At 47.4% G+C, this 19737-nt stretch carries 16 protein-coding genes and 1 pseudogene; 4 read left to right on the plus strand and 13 right to left on the minus strand.

Annotated features, from left to right (window positions below; all coding sequences use genetic code 11):
* Window positions 1-88: 88 nt before the first annotated feature.
* The 6 genes from AC2TDN_RS05370 to AC2TDN_RS05395 form a co-directional block, all read right to left on the minus strand.
* Complete coding sequence (locus tag AC2TDN_RS05370; RefSeq protein WP_484687248.1) at window positions 89-3112, minus strand: efflux RND transporter permease subunit; 3024 nt, start codon at window positions 3110-3112, stop codon at window positions 89-91.
* Window positions 3113-3145: 33 nt separating this feature from the next.
* A complete protein-coding gene (locus AC2TDN_RS05375; RefSeq protein ID WP_482065461.1) occupies window positions 3146-3835 on the minus strand; it encodes a response regulator transcription factor in 690 nt (229 codons plus the stop codon).
* The gene (locus AC2TDN_RS05380) at window positions 3813-5291 is read right to left on the minus strand and encodes a sensor histidine kinase (protein ID WP_484687249.1); all 1479 of its coding nucleotides are present in this window, start codon (window positions 5289-5291) and stop codon (window positions 3813-3815) included. The genes AC2TDN_RS05375 and AC2TDN_RS05380 overlap by 23 nt, the downstream gene beginning before the upstream one ends.
* Window positions 5292-5471: 180 nt before the next feature.
* Complete coding sequence (locus AC2TDN_RS05385; RefSeq protein WP_484687250.1) at window positions 5472-6383, minus strand: DUF4184 family protein; 912 nt, start codon at window positions 6381-6383, stop codon at window positions 5472-5474.
* 19 nt (window positions 6384-6402) lie between these two features.
* The gene (gene lepB / locus AC2TDN_RS05390) at window positions 6403-6945 is read right to left on the minus strand and encodes a signal peptidase I (RefSeq protein ID WP_482065464.1); all 543 of its coding nucleotides are present in this window, start codon (window positions 6943-6945) and stop codon (window positions 6403-6405) included.
* Between the two features lie 173 nt (window positions 6946-7118).
* A complete protein-coding gene (locus AC2TDN_RS05395) occupies window positions 7119-7964 on the minus strand; it encodes a collagen-like protein (protein ID WP_482065657.1) in 846 nt (281 codons plus the stop codon).
* A gap of 389 nt (window positions 7965-8353) precedes the next feature.
* Between AC2TDN_RS05395 and AC2TDN_RS05400 the strand changes: the two genes are divergently transcribed.
* Both AC2TDN_RS05400 and AC2TDN_RS05405 read left to right on the plus strand, forming a co-directional pair.
* Window positions 8354-9568 carry an MFS transporter gene (locus tag AC2TDN_RS05400; RefSeq protein ID WP_484687251.1) on the plus strand — a complete coding sequence of 405 codons (1215 nt, stop codon included), beginning with the start codon at window positions 8354-8356 and terminating at the stop codon, window positions 9566-9568.
* Window positions 9565-10167, plus strand: coding sequence for an HAD family hydrolase (locus AC2TDN_RS05405; protein WP_482065466.1), 603 nt, complete (start codon window positions 9565-9567; stop codon window positions 10165-10167). The genes AC2TDN_RS05400 and AC2TDN_RS05405 overlap by 4 nt, the downstream gene beginning before the upstream one ends.
* Here AC2TDN_RS05405 and AC2TDN_RS05410 read toward each other — a convergent pair.
* Together AC2TDN_RS05410 and AC2TDN_RS05415 are read right to left on the minus strand one after the other, a co-directional pair.
* A complete protein-coding gene (locus AC2TDN_RS05410) occupies window positions 10141-11988 on the minus strand; it encodes an ATP-binding cassette domain-containing protein (RefSeq protein WP_484687252.1) in 1848 nt (615 codons plus the stop codon). The two genes, AC2TDN_RS05405 and AC2TDN_RS05410, sit on opposite strands and share 27 nt — an antisense overlap.
* Window positions 11978-12835, minus strand: a complete 858-nt coding sequence (locus AC2TDN_RS05415; RefSeq protein WP_484687253.1) for an ABC transporter ATP-binding protein — start codon at window positions 12833-12835, stop codon at window positions 11978-11980. Before AC2TDN_RS05415 ends, AC2TDN_RS05410 begins: the two co-directional genes overlap by 11 nt.
* A gap of 123 nt (window positions 12836-12958) precedes the next feature.
* Between AC2TDN_RS05415 and AC2TDN_RS05420 the strand changes: the two genes are divergently transcribed.
* Window positions 12959-13570 (plus strand): biotin transporter BioY, encoded by a 612-nt coding sequence (locus AC2TDN_RS05420; protein ID WP_484687254.1) that lies wholly within the window; start codon window positions 12959-12961, stop codon window positions 13568-13570.
* Window positions 13571-13791: 221 nt separating this feature from the next.
* On the opposite strand, the gene AC2TDN_RS05425 is transcribed toward AC2TDN_RS05420, so the two are convergent.
* From AC2TDN_RS05425 to AC2TDN_RS05445, 5 genes and pseudogenes are all read right to left on the minus strand, one after another.
* Window positions 13792-14286 carry a YlbF/YmcA family competence regulator gene (locus AC2TDN_RS05425; RefSeq protein WP_484687255.1) on the minus strand — a complete coding sequence of 165 codons (495 nt, stop codon included), beginning with the start codon at window positions 14284-14286 and terminating at the stop codon, window positions 13792-13794.
* Window positions 14287-14309: 23 nt separating this feature from the next.
* A complete protein-coding gene (gene miaB / locus AC2TDN_RS05430) occupies window positions 14310-15899 on the minus strand; it encodes a tRNA (N6-isopentenyl adenosine(37)-C2)-methylthiotransferase MiaB (protein ID WP_482065471.1) in 1590 nt (529 codons plus the stop codon).
* Between the two features lie 218 nt (window positions 15900-16117).
* Window positions 16118-16603 carry a GNAT family N-acetyltransferase gene (locus AC2TDN_RS05435; RefSeq protein ID WP_484687256.1) on the minus strand — a complete coding sequence of 162 codons (486 nt, stop codon included), beginning with the start codon at window positions 16601-16603 and terminating at the stop codon, window positions 16118-16120.
* Window positions 16604-16803: 200 nt separating this feature from the next.
* Window positions 16804-16950, minus strand: a pseudogene (locus AC2TDN_RS05440) (transposase); the annotation flags it as partial.
* 492 nt (window positions 16951-17442) lie between these two features.
* Window positions 17443-18045: a TetR/AcrR family transcriptional regulator gene (locus AC2TDN_RS05445; RefSeq protein WP_484687257.1), complete on the minus strand. Its 603-nt coding sequence runs from the start codon at window positions 18043-18045 to the stop codon at window positions 17443-17445.
* 188 nt (window positions 18046-18233) lie between these two features.
* Here AC2TDN_RS05445 and AC2TDN_RS05450 point away from each other — a divergent pair, with 188 nt between their 5' ends.
* On the plus strand, window positions 18234-19727 hold the full coding sequence (locus AC2TDN_RS05450; protein ID WP_484687258.1) for a DHA2 family efflux MFS transporter permease subunit: 1494 nt from the start codon (window positions 18234-18236) through the stop codon (window positions 19725-19727).
* Window positions 19728-19737: the final 10 nt, after the last annotated feature.

Below are 19737 nucleotides of genomic sequence, written 5' to 3' on the forward strand. Positions count from 1 at the left end.
TTAACTTACTCATACGCATGCAAAGAGGCTGCCTCCAAAGTCATTGACCTTGAAGGCAGCCTCCTACTTATGAAAGGCTTTGTTTAGCTTACTCTACAATACGCGTTTTCTTCTTGCGGTTTAAGAACTCATATACGATAGGGACGATAATAAGCGTAAGCAGCGTGGAGCTCGTTAAGCCGCCGATGACAGTAACAGCCATCCCTTTGGAGATCAAACCGCCGGATTCAAAACCTAAAGCAAGCGGAAGCAATGCGCCAACCGTCGCAATCGCCGTCATTAAGATCGGGCGAAGGCGAGTACCCGCTGCTTCAATCAATGCATCGCGTACGGATAGGCCTTCCTTCTCCTTCTGAATCACTCGATCGACAAGTACGATCGCATTCGTTACGACAATACCGATCAGCATCAGCGCTCCGATCATAGCCGTCACGCTAAGTGTTTCCCCAGCAATGAGCAGGCCTACTAATGCGCCGATAATCGTAAATGGCAAGGAGAACAAAATGGCGAATGGCGTTAAGGCTCCGCCAAACGTAATAACGAGAACAAGATATACAACCGCGATTGCGGCAAGCATCGCAAGACCAAGCTGCGTAAACGATTCATTGATTTGCTCCGTCACGCCGCCCATATCAATGTCAACGCCAGCTGGCAGATCAGTATCATCAATCAGCTTCTGAATTTCAGCGGATACTTTACCAACATCAGAAGCTGTTACATCTGCTTTTATCTCGGCATAAATGCGGTCATCGCGTCTTGTGATCGTATTTGGCGATTCGCCTTCCTCGATCTTGACCACATCCTTAAGCGCCACTTCTGTACCAAGCAGTGAGGTTAACTTCACATTCTCAAGATCCGCTTTGCTCGTATAGGTTTTGCTTTCAACCTTCACATAAACATTAAATTGCTCGCCATCCTTCTCAATCGTCGTCAGAACGGGACGTTCGCGAACGGGACTAAGCGCCATCGCAATTTGACCTGCAGTAAGGCCATTTTGGCTTAGCTTCTCTTGATTAGCGACGAGACGATATTGCTCATACGTTGCAGACAGGCTGGAATCAATATTTTTCAGGTCCTTGTGGTCTGCAAGCTTCGCCATTAAATCATCGACAACGGGCTGAAGCGACTTCATATCCGGTCCAAACACAAGCATCGAAATGCCCGATCCTCCAAGTCCGCCTCCAGTAAAGTCCTGCTGCTTCCACTCGCCTTTTCCGCCAAGCTCCTGCAGAAGCGGTACTATTTTTTCTTTCTCATTTGTAAATTCAGCAAAAGCTTCATCATAGCTCAAGTTGAACAACGCTTGCTTGGATGCTCCTGGGCTAAATGGATTTTGTCCGCCAACAGCATACTGCACGACTGCAACGCCTTCGCGATCCAGTAATTTTTTCTCCGCCTCAAGCGCCATCTCCTCAACCTGCTCGCGAGTTTCGCCAGGTGCCGGGTTGTAAGAAATGACCATCATTTTCTGTTCGTCGCCTGATATGAAGCTAGTCCCGATAACAGGAACGAGGAACAAGCTGCCGACTAGGAGAAGTACGGCCAATCCAAAAGCGATAAGCTTGTGGTTCAACGACCACCGCAGCACGCCTTTATACCATTCAGCCATACGTCCGGGTTTATCATGATGCGCCTTCCCTGGCTTTAGGCCCTTGCGGAACATCATATGAGCCAGCATAGGAACGACGGTAATTGCAACTACAAGCGATGCTAAAAGTGCAAAGACGATGGTTAAAGCGAACGGAAGGAACATTTCGCCAATCATGCCGGATACAAGTCCGAGCGGTAGGAATACGGCGATCGTTACGATCGTTGATGCCAAGATCGGGATGAACATTTCCTTCGTTGCATCGAGAATTAATTCCTTGCCCTTAAGCTTTTCAGTTGAGAGCGCCATTCGGCGGTAAACGTTCTCGATAACGACAATCGAGTCGTCAATAACGCGTCCGATTGCTACGGTCATTGCCCCAAGCGTCATAATGTTCAGCGTAATATCCATTTGGCCCAAGATTAGCAGCGCGATAAGGATAGACAGCGGAATGGATACGACAGCAATAATCGTAGAACGAATGTCACGCAAGAATATCATAATGATGATAACCGCGAATAATGCCCCTATCATCGCCTTGCTTATCATCGTATGAACGGAATCCTCGATCGGCTTGCCTTGATCAAGCGTCGTTACAAAGGATAAGCCAGCATTTTTACTTTCCAGTTCTTTAATTTCTTCTTTAACGTTGTTTACGACGTCGACCGTATTGGCATCAGCCGATTTCACTACATTTAACCCGATTGCATCCTTGCCATTCGTTCTGGAGATCGATTCCGCTTTGCCGACAATGCTAATATCCGCAATATCGCTAAGCTTGACGCCCGGCATGATGATTAATTTTTTCAGATCATCCTCGCTGGAAACATTTCCGTCAACAACGATCGCTTTCTCCGAATCGCCAAATTCATATATGCCAAGCGGCACCGATATCGCCGAGGCTTGAATCATGCCTTTCACCATATCTTCGGTTAATCCGATTTGCTTAAGTTTATCCGCTTTGAATGCCAGCTCGCCTTCCATTACGTTTTGGCCCGACATTTGAATGCTGGCAACACCATCAATGCCTTGCAAACGAGGCAAAATATTATTTTGCACTTCCTTTGTAAGCTGCTCCAAATTCATGCTGTCGTCTGATAAGCTTAGCGACAAAACCGGGAAGGCATTCAGACTGATCCTGGATACCGATGGGTCCTGTGCACCCTCTGGAAGCGATATCTCTGCAAGCACATTTTTCACTTCTGCAGCCGCTTCATCCATATCCGTCTCATACGTATATTCGATTACAACCGATGAAGCATTCTCATAGGATGTAGAGCTAACCACGTTAACACCCTTCAAATTGCGCGTACGCTGTTCGATTGGCTTCGTCACTTTCTCCATAATTTCTTCAGGAGCAGCGCCAGCCAAAACCGTCGTTACGCTAACGATAGGCACTGTAATGTCCGGCAAAGTCTCCATCTTCATATTCATGCCGGAGTAAAGCCCGGCAAACAAAACGAGCAGCGTCAAAATCCATAAAGCAAATTTGTTGTTAAGCGAAAATTTGATAATACTTTTCAATGGGTTCCACTCCTCGTCTTCTATCTTTGCTTGCTATACTTTAAAGCGATAGCCCACTCCCCAGATCGTTTCAATATATTGAGGCTTCGATGGGTCATGCTCTATCTTCTCGCGCAGCCTCCGAATATGGACCGTTACCGTAGCTGCGTCGCCATTGGAATCTAACCCCCAAATCCGCTCAAACAGCTCTTCCTTCTCGAATACACGATTCGGATGCGAAGCGAGCAGCAGCAGCAGCTCATACTCCTTTGACGTCAGCATAGCTTCCTGTTCATGAATCATAACTCTGCGGGAAGGCTTATCAATAAATAATCCGCGAATGCGAATATGGTCGCCTCGCTCGCCTTTATCCCCGGTAAGGCGCTCATATCGAGCCAAATGCGCTTTCACGCGAGCAACAAGCTCGCTTGGACTAAATGGTTTGGTCATATAATCATCAGCGCCAAGGCCAAGACCTCTGATTTTATCGATGTCTTCCTTCTTGGCTGTCACCATTAGAACAGGAATGTTGACGGATTGCCTAATTTGCCGGCAAATTTCGAAGCCGTCTATTTTGGGCAGCATCACATCCAATATGATGAGGTCAAACTTTCCTTCTAATGCTTTTTCCAGCCCGATATCGCCTCTCCCTTCGATGTGTACGGAGAAACCATAGCTTTCCAAATAATCACGTTCCAGCTCGGCAATGGCCTTCTCGTCTTCAATGATTAGTATGTTCTTCATGCTCACCCACCGTTTTGACGGCTGTCGACTTCGGAAGAGTTAGACAGAATTTAGCTCCGCCATGCTCTACATTCTCTGCCCATACGACACCGCCATGCCCTTCAATAATTTGTTTGACAATCGCAAGGCCGAGGCCGCTTCCTCCTGTTTCCGAGTTGCGCGATTGCTCTGCACGATAGAATCGATCGAAAATATACGGCAAATCCTCATCATCAATCCCAGGGCCTGTGTCTTCGATTTCCACCAGAGCATAATGCCCTTGCTCCTTCACTCTGACTTTGATCTCCTTGTTTGCGAGTTCGGATTGCTGACCCATATATTTGACACAGTTATTCAAAACATTAGTGAGCACTCGGCTTAGCTTATCAGGATCTGCAGCGATAAAAATCGAATTCGCAGCATCCTCCAGAAAACGCAGTTTAACGCCTGACTTGTCCAGATCAAAGCGCTGCTCTTCCAAAAAATGCTCCAAATAACGACGAATATCGATGACTTTGAAATCGAATGCGACCGTTTGAAGATCAAGCTTGGAAAACAGGAACAGCTCATCGATTAATTGATCCATGTCAGTTGCTTTCCGATAGATCGTTTCCATATAACGCTTGCGCTTCTCATCCGTATTTGCAATTCCATCCATAATCCCTTCAACGTAACCTTTAATCGCTGATATTGGCGTTTTTAAGTCATGGGAAATATGCGATAGCAGCATCTTTCGATTTTCCTCATATTGCAAGCTTTGTTCGATGGACTGCTGCAGTCTCACCCTCATTTCCTCGAATGCGATGCTCAGCTGTCCAATTTCCCCTCTCGTCGTCGCCACGACCTTGTGAGACAAATCGCCATCCTTAATCTGCAGCGCCGCTGCCTCCAGCTTCTTAATCGGTCGTATGATGCTTCTGGAAACAAAATATGTAAGGAGCAGACTTGTTAACCCAATTATAGCCAAGGTGAATACATTGCTCGCGGGTCTCCAGTAAATGGGAACAATGTCATTTCGCCTAAAAAGCACCACCTTGCCTTCGCTTCCATCCGGATAATCAAAATGCAGCACGTTAGTCTCAAATCGGAATGAATGAAAGTTCACCGACTCTGGCGGAAGGTTCAGCAGTTTCTGCCAATTTTCTTTCGGCTCGAGCTGATCGAGGAAGGGAGCAATCGATATGATCTGTCCATTCTTGGAAATGAGAAGTCCTGCCCACAGCTCTCCCAGCCTTTGTTGGATATCAATCAAGTATTTCTCATTCTCCAGCTGTCCCGAGTCATTTTTCAACACATAAGACAATTCGCCATAGACGAGTGCTTGCTGATAAGGCTCCGATCGCTCTTTTTCAAAATATTGACTGACATCCTCTTCCCCGCGTGCATAAAAAACGAATAGCAAAAATAGAAGCATTAATATAAGCGGTACAAATACCATGGCTAAGTAAGACATGTACAGCTTCACTCGGATCGACAATTCCGTTCACGCCTCGCTTAAACTTTATTGTTGAGTCTATGGTTAATCATAAAGGCTATTTCTAAACGAACTTGGAACCAATTCTTACGAAATTATTACGTTTAGTTATATAGGCTTCGATTCTATTAATGTCATTATTATTTAATGCAATAAAATATTTATAAGATTAAATTGTACAGTTTAGTTTCTTTTTGAGATGAAAAGCGTGCTAAGGATAAGGACTGCTGCTAGTATCCAGTGATAAATAACCCACACTTTTAATGAAAACTCCTCCTGGTCAAACAAAAGCTTATAGCAAAAAATAATGCCGATCAGTAAGAGAGAAAATAAGATTCCAAGTGCAGTCCGGCGATTCTGAGCCGCAATTTGCATTGCTGAAGTTACAAATAGCCCTACACATGCGGAGGTTATCGGCGCTACTACCCAAATGCTGATGGAGAAGAAGCTGCCTGAAAATAGGAGTTTGCCTATTAGCAAAGCTAATGCAACAAAAACGAGAAGCCCCCATTGCAAATAGGCGCTTTGCTGCTTAATATATTTTTTATTCCTCGCACGATTCTTATACCAATTTAAATACCGATAAAAAAAATATAATCCCGGAACCAATGCCCCAATAACGGACAACGAAAGCTGGAGGATATGATAGACATGATCCCCTAAGATCATGCTTTGCAGAAAAGGCAGTCTCATTACAAAAAAACCGCCGCTATGCGTGAAATGATCTAAAAATACATGCGAATAAAAACCAATGAACAGAGATAAACAAAAGAATAGCCACTCAGCGGCTGTCGCCAATTGCCATGGGCGATTCAAGGATGCAGCAAAAGCTCTGATTCCTCCAATGTCCGGCAGCAGCTCAGGTATAGATGGCTTAATGATGCGGTGAAAGGCAAATGCAAACGCTATGCAAATAGGGAGTACCAACAGAAGGAAGCCGGATATGGAATGGCCGATGGAACGAAACGGCTGCATGGCAATAAAGTATTCTATATCCGGAGCCATACTACCCAGTATTAAACCAGTCAGGCTTAAAGAAGGAATAGCTTTCTTTAGCGGCGCCGCAAAGAGCGGATGAGATAATGTGAAAGGCATCTTTTAACCGCAGCTCCTTCTATTCATTTAATGTACCAAACTTCGGAAACGGCCAAATGCGGAATATCGCTTTTCCTTCAATGCTTGACCGTGCTATCGGTCCGAGCTCCCTGCTGTCCATACTATGCTCGCGGTTATCGCCCATCACGAACAGCTGACCCTCTTCTACTTGAAATGGGACGGCTACACTGCCCGCAAATGTTTGACCTTTGACATACTGCTCTTTGATTATCTCTCCGTTTATGTAAACCGCTCCGTTTTGAATATCAATCACATCGCCTGGCAAGCCAACAACGCGTTTGATTAGGCGAAGCTCGCTCTCAGGACCGTTAATAATGACAATATCACCGTGCTTCGGCTCGTGGAAGCGATATGACCACTTGTCTTCAATTAACCGTTGTCCCGCTACTAGCGTATTTTGCATGGACACATTTTGGACCTCCGATTGCGCATACACATACGTCTGAAACAGCATGGCTACGACAATCGCAATCGTTAGCGAGACGGTCCACTCCCTCAGCTCTTTAACCCATTTTTTAGTTTGACGTCTTTCTGTTCTCATTCACATTCACCTCTTCAATTAATGGCTGCTGCAGGCTATATCGTAAAACGTTCCCTGCTTAATACGCCATTCACTGGTGAAAGTTCCCAGACGGGGTCCTATGAATGACAAATGACAGTCCAGAAAGCGAAAAAATTCTGGACTGTCATGTTTAGCTGTCAGATGATTAGAACCTAATTTAGTTTCTTTATTACAACTGATGCGTTTACGTTTGTTTGTGTTCCACCGGCTGAGGTCTGAAGAGTCACCGCTGCAGCAGAAAGACTATTTCGCAGTGTAAGTGTATCTCCAGCTACTAGCGTAAGGATAACCTGACCTTCGTTTTGCTGAGTGCCCGCACCCGAGCCATATACGGTTCCTGGAACGGGAAACAGCGCGCCATTAACAAATAATCCGAATTGGCTCGGTTCTACACCCGATGCTGAAAAAGTAACCTCATAGTCTCCCCCTTCTGTAACAACAATACCAGCAGTTCCGGGAAAATGCGTAATTCCAGGTGTTAAGACACCATTCGAATCAAATAGAACATCAGCATTTAACGCGACCACTTGAGGTCCTACATTGTAAATATATCCATACTGGGATAGTCCGCCTGCGGCTCCTGTTGCGCCAGTCGCTCCTGTGGCTCCGGTACCTCCGACAGCACCCACACTGCCGGCTGTCCCTACTGCACCTGCAGCGCCGACTTCTCCTGCTGTCCCTACTGCGCCTGCCGATCCAACACTGCCGGCTGATCCTACTTCTCCTACTGTACCTGCTGAGCCTACTGAGCCTGCTGATCCTACTGCACCTGCTGATCCAACTGCACCTGCTGCGCCTGCAGAGCCAACACTACCTGCCGAACCTACACTTTCGACACGTTCTACATTACGAGGCCTAATTACACGTACTATTCTTTTTCTAATGATAATTTTTTTACAACATCTTTTTCTTTTCGAGTGTTTCTTTCTCTTCGTAGGGCAGATTATTTTTTTACAGACCTTTTTGCGTTTTCGTTCAAGACAACCCAATACAAACACCTCCATATATATTTGAGTTATACTACTCAATTTATCTATTAATGGTATGGACATTTGTCTTCAGACTCATAGACTGCTATCTATCTTTTGCAAAAATAGGTATGAATATAAGGTAGATTCATCTGCCGGGGGTTAATATTGCTCGTATTTTCGGTCACCGTTGGTTAAGAGAGTTCATATAATAGAAGGGACAACCCAATAATAGTTTCACAATAGGACCCTCACAATGATCATTGTGAGGGTCCTTTTTTATTCGTATACCCTTTTGTTTCTATACCTATATTCCTGATCTGCTTGCGGTTTTTGATTTCGCTGTGCTTGAAAATTAGGAAGTGACAACGGAAGCTGCCATGCGATAAAGTGAAGCAGAAAGGGGATGTTCAACTGCAATGAACCAAATAACGGCTGCGCAAAGATTGCTTTTTACGACTATAACGATTCTTTACTGGACTTCTATGTACGTCTATGTGCCAACCTTATCGCCTTACTTAAGCGATCGCGGATTATCCTTGCCTTTTATCGGCATCGTGCTTGGAAGCTATGGCTTCGTACAAATGTTTGTCCGCTTTCCGCTTGGCATCTTGTCGGATCGCTTCGGAAAACGCAAGCCATTCATCCTGCTTGGCATGCTAACCGCTGCTATAAGCTGCTTGCTGTTTCTTATTCCAGGACTTTGGCTATGGCCGCTTGCGGGCAGGCTTATGGCTGGCGTATGCGCGTCCACATGGGTTGCATTCACTGTGCTGTACGCCAGCTACTTTGGTGCAGGCCAGACTGGCCGTGCAATGGGCAATATTAGCGTCATGACCGTGTCCGGTCAAATGATCGGCATGCTGTTTAGCGGCTGGCTCAATGATGGCTTTAACTCGAAAGCCCCGTTTACGGTTGGAGCTGCCATTGCTATTATCGGATTGCTGCTAGCATTCATGCTGAAGGAGCCTCGTTTAGAGCAGCGTGACCAGCCGGGCATGTCTTTTGCCATGATCAAAAAAGTCGTACGAACAAAAACGCTGCTTCAGGTATCTTTGCTCTCCATACTTGCTCATGGTGTCCTGTTCATTACGATGTTTGGCTTTACGCCGCTCAAAGCAGAAGAAATGGGTGCCGACGGACTTAAGCTAACGCTTCTTGTTTTTGCTTTTATGCTCCCTCATGCCTTCGCTTCACTCGTAACCGCGAGATGGTTTACACCCAAATTTGGTTACTGGGGCACGATTGGAACCGGCTTTATTTTGAGTGCGATATGTACGGCGGCTATGGTTTTTGCGGATTCATTCGGCGTACTCGTCGCGACACAGGCGATAAATGGTTTTGCGCAGGGACTGCATATGCCTTTGCTGCTTGGTCTTGCCATTCGCGACGTTGAGCTTCCCGGGCGGGCGACCGCTATGGGCTTGTATCAAGCCTTATATGCCGTGGGGATGTTCTCAGGACCCTTTCTAGCTGGCTGGTTGAATGAAAGCTGGGGCCTTAACGGAGGCTTCCTGTTTGGCTCGCTGCTTGGCGCTGTTGCATTCATTCTAGTTGTGATGTGGGCGATGACGGAGCGCAAGTCGTCTCGGCTAAGCATAGCGGGCAAACGCTCGGACGAAGTAAGCAGATGACAATAAAGCCACAGCTCGTGCTTGATATTGGCGGCGTGCTTGCGACAAATCTGTCTCCTCTCTTCTGGAAGCTGCTCGCAGCTGAAGCCATCGTGTCTGAAGAAGAACTCTATGCAGCTTATAAGAAGCAAATCAGCGAACGCCTATGGACAGGAGATATAACGGAGGAGCAGTTCTGGCTATGGCTCAGTGATTATACGCCATTGCTTGGAACTGAGAGAGCTAGAGGTTTTATCGATACCAGCTTGCAGCCACTGCCTGCACTTGCAAGAGTAGCCGAATGGAGCGAGATCGCCGATGTTCATTTGCTGAGCAATCATCTTCCTGAATGGGTTGAACCGATCGTTAAGCCGCTCAAGCCTTATTTGAAGAGCATTACGATTTCAAGCTTGTCAGCAGTCAAAAAGCCACATCCGGATATTTACGCTAAGACAGCCGCCTATTTCCCCACTGGAAGCATGGTTTTGTTCGTTGATGATCAGGCCAAAAATATAAAACAAGCAGCGTCGCTTGGCTGGCGAACGCTGCTTGCCGATGAGGATGGAGAATGGATTCCGCTCGTCCTCCCGCTCCTAGAGCAAGAAAGCGAGCAGGAATAGCAACAGGCCGCTTGCCGCAGCAATACTTAGCAGCCAAGCGTCAGCTCGGCCGAGCTGAAGGCGGAAGCCGTAGGTAGGCTTTCGCTTCGAATAGCCGAAGCCGCGCGCCTCCAGCGCATCCGACATTTGCTCAGCAAGTCGAAGAATAGAGCGCATATAAGGAATAAGCACCGAAAGAATCATTTTAAACGGCAACTTCTTCAGCGGCGCAGCAGCCTTCCCTCTCGCATGAGCGAGCTTCGCAAACCGCTCCCACTCCCCTGATAGCAGCGGGATAAACCGAAAGATAAGCGTGACGACTAGCGCAAACGAATGAATCGGCACTCGCAGCCTGCTGAGCCAGCCTAGAGACTGCTCGATCGCCCGCTGCAGCCTGTAGGGCGACATCAGCTTAAGCAGCGGCATCCCCAGCAGCATAATCAGAAGCAGCTTGCCGAACCTTAAAGCAATTGGCCATACCTTGCTCCAGTCGAAGTCGAGCGGGCTAAAGCCTATTCCCCCTATTACGCAAAAGATGACAATCATAATGACATAAGCTCGTATTACCCGATTCCACGGCCTGATAAGCGCTCGAAAAGGCGTCAATAGAGACAAGGTTACAATCACAGCTAGCGACAGCTCCAAAAACGATTTTTGTGCAAGCACGCTTGCTGCAAGAAATAAATAGACGAGCACGAGAGCACGTGGATCAAAACGATCGGAACGAAGGAGCGTAGAGCTTTCCTTTGTCGCTCCCACATGCGCTCCATTAAGTGGATGTCCAGCATCTTCATTGCGCTCATCAGCATCTAAGTTATGGTTATTAACTTCTAATTGTACTGAAGGCGCATTCTTATTTACTTGATTAGCAGTTAGTTGTGAGCTACGCATCAATTGATGAGCTGCAGCTGCTGCGGGAGCGATTGCAGCCGTGCCGACGGATGCGGCAGGTACGATTGCTGCTGTTGCGGCTGTGGCTGCGGCCGCTCGCCGCTCCAGCTCCGCTGCCAGCGCTGCCGCAACCTCGCGCGGCGCAGGCCACGGCGCCCCGTCACCCGGCGCCGCCTCCGGCGGCAAAGCCGCCGCCGCGCGCAGCGCAGCCAGCGCGCGAAGCGCCTGCGGCGCCGCTGCGGCATGCGCGATCGCCGCCGCAGGAGCCGCTGCGCGGACCGTGCCGCCGCTAACCACGGCGACCGCGTCCGCCAGCGTCAGCAGCGCGTCGAGGTCGTGCGTTGCTACGACCGCTCCGCGCCCCGCCGCCCTGTGCGCCTCAAGCACCGCGCACAAGCGGCGTATACCGACAGCGTCTAGCCCCGCTGTCGGCTCATCCAGCAGCAGCCAATCCGGCTCACACGCCAGCAAGCAGGCTAGTGACAGCCGTCGCTGCTGCCCGCCGCTGAGCGTCCATGGATCGCGCGTCAGCAGCTCCTGCGCAAGACCCGTTTCAGCCAGCGCCTGCTGCATTCTTTGCTCTGCATCAGCAGCGGCTAACTTGTACGGCTTAAGCGAGTAAAGCAGCTCCTCTCGAACGGTCGCGGCAAACCACTGCGACTCAGAGCTTTGCATCGCAATGCCAAGCTTAAGCGCCACGTCCTGATTAAGCCGTTTTCGGCGGCTGTCCTTCAGCCATAAACAATCGCCGCCCAGCTCGATATTGCCGTTCTGAATTGAGCGAATTCCTGCCATTGTCTCAAGCAGTGTAGATTTACCTGCACCGTTCTGCCCGATCAGCAGTGTAATCTTGCCTGCCTCGAAAGTCATATTGACATCGCTAAGCAGCTGTTTGTTAGATGCTCCATCCGCAACGACGGTTACTCCGCTTAGCTTCCAATCAGCGCTCATATCGACTCACCGCCTCTGCCAGCATAGCAGCCGTAAACGGAAATGGCCGCAGCAGATAACTCTGCTCCTCAAGCTCCCAGGCAACCTGCGCTGCATATGGAGCATCAAAGCCGAGCTGCTCGCAAATGCTGTCTTTCGCGCTCGCACTCGTTCTTGCAAACCAAGCACCAGCCTGACCGTCGAATACGATGGCACCGTCATTCATCGCAATGACTCGGTCACCATCATACAGCTCCTCCAGCTTTTGTGTAATCCATATGATCGTTACGCCGTTACGGTGCAGCTCCCTTACCTGCTCGAGTACGGCACTCGACGCCTCAGGGTCCAGCATAGCCGTCACCTCATCGAGTACGAGCAAAGGAGATTGCATAGCCAAGCAGCCAGCAATCGCCACAAGCTGCTTCTGGCCGCCAGATAACGTCTCGATAGGCTGATGCATTCGCTCGCCCAGCCCTGCCCTTTGCAGCGCTCGTTCGGCTTCATAAGGAATAGTGTGAGCAGGCAGCTCATTTTGCTCCAGCAAGAGAAGGACATCTTCCCAAGGCGTTGCCCCGATCATCGCTGCTTCGGGCTGCTGCATGACGATCGGAACCGGCTTGCCCTGTGCCGCTGTCTGTATGCTCCTGACGATTTGTCCCGCAGCGCCAGCGATACGGAAACCGGCAGCCGCTTTCGAAAGCGTGCTCTTCCCGCTTCCATTTCGCCCTAGCAGCGAAATCCATTCCCCTTTATTTATCGTTAGCGAAATATCTCTAATAATAGGCTCCTGCTTCTGTCCTTCCAGCATGACAGGCGGCGTGACCGTAACCTGCTTCATTTCAATCTGTGACTGATTTATAGGCTTCAAAAAAATTTCACCCAACCTCTTCCCCAAAACCATTGGCTATGCTACAATTCGAATTGTTAACCTTATATTAATATATATGGTTAACAATATAATGACAAGCAGATAAAGGAGTCGTTCACCAACATGCAGTCCAATAACATCCGCTCACTTGTATTCATCGCCTTATTTGCAGCCTTGTTTATTGTCATGAGCTCATTGACGATTAAGCTCGGAGGCTCATTTGTCCCCATTACGCTGCAAACATTAGGCGTAGTGCTAGCAGGCCTATTCCTGACGCCGCGCAACGCCTTTCTAAGTATTTTCATCGTTATTCTGCTTGCAGCAATTGGATTGCCCTTATTCAGCGGTCAAGGCGGAATTTCGACTCTGACCGGTCATACAGCTGGATTTATATTCGCATTCCCGTTCTGTGCGCTTTTAGTCAGCCTTGCGGTAGGCACTTTCCTAAAAAGCAGCTTCAAGTCGAATAAAGCCATTGCTTTTATCGCTTTTTTCATTATTTTCGAGCTATTCAGCTCACTTTGTGCATATATTCCAGGCATTCCTTGGCTCATGCATTCCCTTGACTTTACTTTCCAAAAAGCGATGACAATCGGATTTTATCCATTCATCATCGGCGATGCGCTTAAATCGCTTGTTGGCACCATTTTAGCTGTTTCCCTAACACATTACATCGTCTACATTCGCTCGTCAATCGGAAAAACCAAAGCGAATGAAGCTTCTTTTCGAGGATAATAATCGCTAAATCAACAAACAAAACGGCTTATCCCTTTATTGATCCGCAATCAATAAGGGATAAGCCGTTTTGTTGTTCGTTCATAGCTGCTCCCTCCCGCTTCAATTCCATAAACGAGCCTCCCACGGTGAATCTGCCTCATTGCCCAAAAAAAGCCGTATTCCACGCTTTGCTCGAATGAGCGGCATGAAATACGGCTTGTTTCAATCAAGTCCAGCTATTAATCGCTGCATTCCTCTGGTGCCGGCTCCGAAGCATCCTCCACGTTGATCTTCTCAGATACCGTGTCGCGTACGATGGATACGACTAGCTGCAGCAAATAGTTGATGTCGGATTGGCTTTGTTGAAATTCAGATACGATCGGAATGCCGTCAAGCTCATCCTGCAGCGTTTCCATTTCGCCTTCGATTTTTTTAACCATATCTGCGTTCTTGAAAGTCGTTTCGAATGCTACAACTTCCTTTTGCTTCTTTTTGATTTTGGTAATAAGCTGCTGTACACGCTCATTGCCGTTAATTTGCTGTTCTGCGCGGCGATAGTGCTGAACCTCCTCCGATGTAAAAATCAGATCGGCAAGCTCCTTCGCTTTTTTCGAAATATCTTCGCGAACGATCAGGTCGCGCGTATGGAAGCTCGGAATTCCGCAGCCCTCTCCGTGCTCATGATCATGATCACATTGCGCTGCTTGATTTTCTGCTGTATGCTGCTCCGCCATTTGTCATCTCTCCTATTTTTCCGTTAGCTAACGGCTTCTTCTTGTGTTAATTGTTCAATCGGTTCAGCTTTGATATACCAGGTTTGAGCCTCGGTTACCTTCGCCATAATGAACTGGCCGATCCATTCCTTCGGTCCTTCCAGATGAACGAGCTTATTCGTACGCGTCCGTCCAGAGAGGACGTTCTCGTTGTTTTTGCTCTCGCCTTCAATCAGCACCTCAACGATTTCTCCGCGAAGCAGCTCGTTCTTCTCTCTCGCATTAGCAGCCAGCTGTGCGTTCAAGCGCTGTAGACGCGCCTTCTTCACCTCTAGCGGCACATTGTCCTCCATGCCAGCGGCAGGAGTTCCCTCGCGCGGAGAGTAGAGGAAGGTATAGGCGGAATCAAAGCCTACTTCCTTCACAAGCGTCATCGTGTCCTCGAACTGCTCATCCGTTTCGCCAGGGAAACCGACGATAATATCTGAAGTAAGCATCGCGTTTGGAATAGCTGCCTTAATTTTTTGAACCAGCTCCAAATACATCTCACGCGTATACTTACGGCTCATTCGTTTCAATATTTCCGTGCTTCCGGACTGTACAGGCAAATGAATATGCTCTGCCAAATTGCCGCCCGTTCCAAGCACCTCGATCAAATGGTCATCAAAATCACGCGGATGGCTCGTCATGAAGCGAATGCGCGGAATATCGATTTTGGACATGTCCTGCATCAGATCGCCAAAGCGATAGCTGATGTCCTCGAAGTCCTTCCCGTATGCATTTACATTCTGGCCAAGCAGCGTAACTTCCTTGAAGCCTTTTCTAGCCAGGTCGCGAACCTCGGCAATAACGTCCTCCGGACGTCTGCTGCGCTCCTTGCCTCTCGTATAAGGCACGATGCAATAGGTGCAGAACTTATCGCAGCCGTACATGATATTGACCCAAGCACGCATTCCCTCGCGCTTCTTAGGCATATTCTCGATAATATCGCCTTCCTTGGACCATACCTCGACGACAAGCTCTTTGCTGAAATAGGCATTTTGCAGCAAATAGGGAAGTCTATGAATATTGTGCGTACCAAAAATCATATCTACAAAAGAATGCTTTTGCAAAATCCGTCCAACAACCGACTCCTCTTGCGACATGCAGCCGCAAACGCCGAGCAGCAAATCCGGCTTCTCCGTCTTCAGCGTCTTCAGATGTCCTAGCTCGCCGAACACCTTGTCCTCCGCATTTTCACGAATCGCGCATGTGTTGAGCAAAATCACGTCCGCAAGCTTCCGGTCCTCCGTTGCTGTATAACCCATCTCCTCGAACATACCCTTCATGACCTCGGTGTCATGCTCGTTCATTTGGCAGCCGTACGTTTGGATCAAATAATACTTGCCCACGCCGATCGTTCGCAGATCATCCGGAATTGCAAAATCGTAATGAACCTCGATATCCTCTTTGCCGCGCTTCTTCTCATCCTTGTGATTTGGAGTCGAGTTAATTTGAATGTTGCGCCCCTTGATGCGCAAAGTCGTTTTCCCGTCCTCTTCACTCAGCACCTTCGCATCTGAGAAATCAAAATATTTGGAGTAGTCCTTCTCACCCTTGACGGATTTTAAGTCCGTTGAGTTCGCTTTCGTCATTGTGTTCTCACATCCTTTATTTTCAATGCCGCTAAAACATTATCTTTTCAATTCTATTTAAACATCAATATGAAATTATACCACAACGCCCCCGCCTAATCCATCATATCCCTTTGTAAAAAACCTCTCACCTCATACGCTTGCTCTATCGTTTTTTACATAATTGTACCCAAACCGTTTCCAACCGAATTGACGCTAGCAAGTCATGAGGACTTGCCTTATAGCTTTAACACCATTCGAACTGTCTTTAGAATATGCCCGTCAAAGTCGTCATCAAACTCTTTGACAATCTCAAACTTCTTTGCTTCGTAGAACTTTCTGCCAATTTCATTACCCTTTTTAACATTAATGTAGACTTCTTTTGCTCCCTGGGAATTATTAATTCCTTCTTGCAGCAGTGCTGAACCAATCCCTTTTCCTTGATGTTCAGGATAAAGATAAATAGCCGCTAATTCTACTTTCCCATCTTCTCTTACAAATGAAAAATTAGCGAATCCAACTATCTTCCCGTTATGTTCGGCAACGTAAAGAAGCGAGCGTTCTAAGCGTCTAAACATCATTTCATCATTGTAAGCAGATTTTAGGAAACTTTCTTGGGCTTCAACAGGTATTATCCCATCGTAGGTCGCATTCCAGCTTGTTTTAGCCACATTTTGAACTTGTTGAATATCGTTTAGTCGCATTTTACGAATTGTAATTTCCACGCACAGAAACCTCCAATATATGGGATTTTTGCTGATTATAACGTGAAATAAGCGGTTTGTCTCAAAAATCTTGTTCTTAACTAATTTATATTAATAATCAGCAATATTTACGAAAACTGCGAAAAAAAAAGGGGCTGTGGAGATATAGCTCGCTTTGAACAGAAATGTTGGAAAACATAAAAAAATAGCGGTACAGGGTGCTATTTCTGTACCGCTAGTTTTCTATTCTGGTCTATGGCTGCTTGCTTCATGAGATTGTGGGCAAGCGAAAGTCTCCCCACCTCCAGGCATACCTATGGCAAGCCACGATGCAGGAATCGGCGGAATCCCCGGTTCTTCTGCAGTCTCGGGTTCAATCATTCATGGGGCTGAGCCCTCTTGGGTCAGCATGAACGGGAAAAACTCCCGTTATTTCAAGTGTTTTTTGGCAAAAATCAGGTTTAGATGGATTTTCTCCCGTTAATATCTCGCTTATGACCCTATTTCGGTGAAAGTGCTCCAATTAACGGGAGTTTTTCCAGCTAAATGAACGAACTTAGTTTTTATTAGGAAAATAGATGGAGTTTTTCCTGTTCATTCCACAAAACTGAAATGATTTGAGATAGCCTTTTATTTCAAACTTACGGGTTAGAACAATGAGCGCTGAAATAAGCGAAAAAGCTTGTGGAAAGTAAGGTTAAGGAGCGAATGACAGGAGCTCCAGAGCTCTCAACTAGCTGGTTAAAAAATCATAGTTAGGAATAAGTAAACGAACAGTATTGGGATGTTCCTATTCCGTGCGAACACTTTTGGGACAGCCCCTTCTTGTTCTCTTCTTATCATTGCAAAGCATGCTTCTGCTAACGAAATAAAGGATCAATAAATGTTGAGCAAAAACGATCCTGGATTTCCTCGCATGTATACCCCATTACACATCGCAGCTGTTTATAAGTGTGCGGCGATTGAATGGATATAAAAGAATGAGCCGAGTAGGTGGGATCAATGGGCTGCATTTGTCCTTCCTTGACGGCCTCACTGATCAAGCTGCTAAGCACATGATGCAAATATCGATAAGGACGTGATTGAAAAAAATCACCTTTTTGATCTTCGATCTTATTAAAAGAATGCACGACGCCAAGCCATTTAAACTCCTTGTCGACGAAAGCAATCATTTTGCGCATAACCCCGCTCAATCTCTCGTGTACGGGCAGCTGCGCTCCCTCTGTCAAATATTGTTCGATCTCACTGATGAAAATTTCAAAGTTTTCTTTCATCATATCCATACACAAATCGCCCTTATTTGAGTACCGCCGATAAAGGGTGCCTTGACCAATGCCCACCGATTTGGCGATTTGGTGCATGCTGACCGATTCTACCCCATGCTCCGTAAACAAGTGATTAGCCGTATGCAAAATCGCTTTGCTGAGCTCTTGTTTCGTTCTGCTGTTTTCTGGTGCAGTCATCGTTCCAATCTCCTTTTTTTACGCGTCAACAAATGAAACGATTGACAATTTCCTCAATCGTCTTTATTATTCAGTAGTGCGGACAATTGTCCGCACATAGATGCGGTCATCTTTTTATTGTAGCCCTACATGCTGTACAGGTCAATAATAGGAAGAATAGACCCTAAATACGGATAGGAGGAACTGAAATGGCTTCAGCTTCAAAAAAAGCAACACCCGCTGGCGATCCGATGTCGATTCGCAATATTCTAGCTCCGCTCATCGCCATCATAGTCGGTATGTTTATGGTTATTTTGGACGGTACAGCAATGAATGTCGCCATGCCTGGTTTAATGGAAGATTTCAATAGCTCGATGACTGTCGTTCAATGGACGATAACGGGCTACATGCTTGCACAAGCCGCCGTTATTCCGCTTGCCGGATGGATGTCCGACCGTTTTGGAGCCAAACAGATCTTCTTATTCTCGATCATCATGTTTACACTCGGCTCGGGTCTATGCGCTTTAGCGACAACAGCGGAGCAGCTTATCGTATTCCGGGTTATCCAAGGTCTGGGCGGCGGTATGGTTGCACCAATCGCTATGGCTTTCACCTTTAGACTCAGCCCTCCCGGCAAGCAGGGCGCTGTTATGGGCATGATCGGTATTCCGATGCTTCTAGCCCCTGCCCTTGGGCCTGTCGTAGCCGGCTGGCTCGTTGATTACGTATCATGGCACTGGATCTTTATTATCAATCTTCCGATTGGTGTCATCGCTGTTATCGCAGGGCTTCGCACCTTGCCTAACGTTGAACGGAAACGAGTTCCTTCCCTTGATTTCTTAGGCATGATATTCGCTCCATTAGCATTTGCCATGCTCGTATATGGCGTAAGCTCTGCTGGCGGCGGCGAAGGCGGCGCAGGCAGCGGCTGGACCTCGCCAGAAGCGCTGATGGGTATGATCGTAGGCGGTATTGCGCTTATTATTTTCATATTCGTGGAGCTTAACCGCAAAGAGCCGTTGCTTGAGCTTCGCGTTTTCAAATCCGGCAATTTTACACGCGGCATCATTTTGCAATGGATCGTACAAATCGCATTATTTGGAACACTGTTCCTCGTACCGATCTTTTTGCAAATCGCCAAAGGCTACTCTGCTTTCGACACTGGTCTTATCCTGCTGCCGCAAGCTTTAGCAGCTGGTATCTTCATGCCGATCGGCGGCAAGCTGTTTGACCGTTTTGGCGCTCGTCCCGTCGTAATTGCAGGCTTATCGCTTGTTACGATAGCAGGCTTTATTTTAAGCCAAATCTCTGTAGATACGACTTTACTTACCATTATGATCCCACTCGCGATGCTAGGAGCAGGCATGGGCTTATCGATGATGCCTCTTAACACCCATATTATGCAGTCCGCTCCGAGAGAGCTTGTAAGCCGCGTCACCTCTTTAACCGCAGCTGCACAGCAAGTCATGACCTCCTTCGCAGTCGCTGGCTTATCGACCATTCTCGCAAGCCGAATGGAGCATTACGGCACGACTAACCCAGGACCAAACGTCGTGTACTCTGCTTATGGCGATACATTTTTCATTCTAGGATCGATTGCAATCATCGGCGCTATTGCAGCTTTATTGCTTCGCAGACCGAAACAAGAGCTCGGTGCTGACCCTGATGAGAAGCCTGAAGTATCGATGATGATGGGCCATTAAACGGAAATAC

The organism is Paenibacillus sp. Y660 (assembly GCF_057221575.1).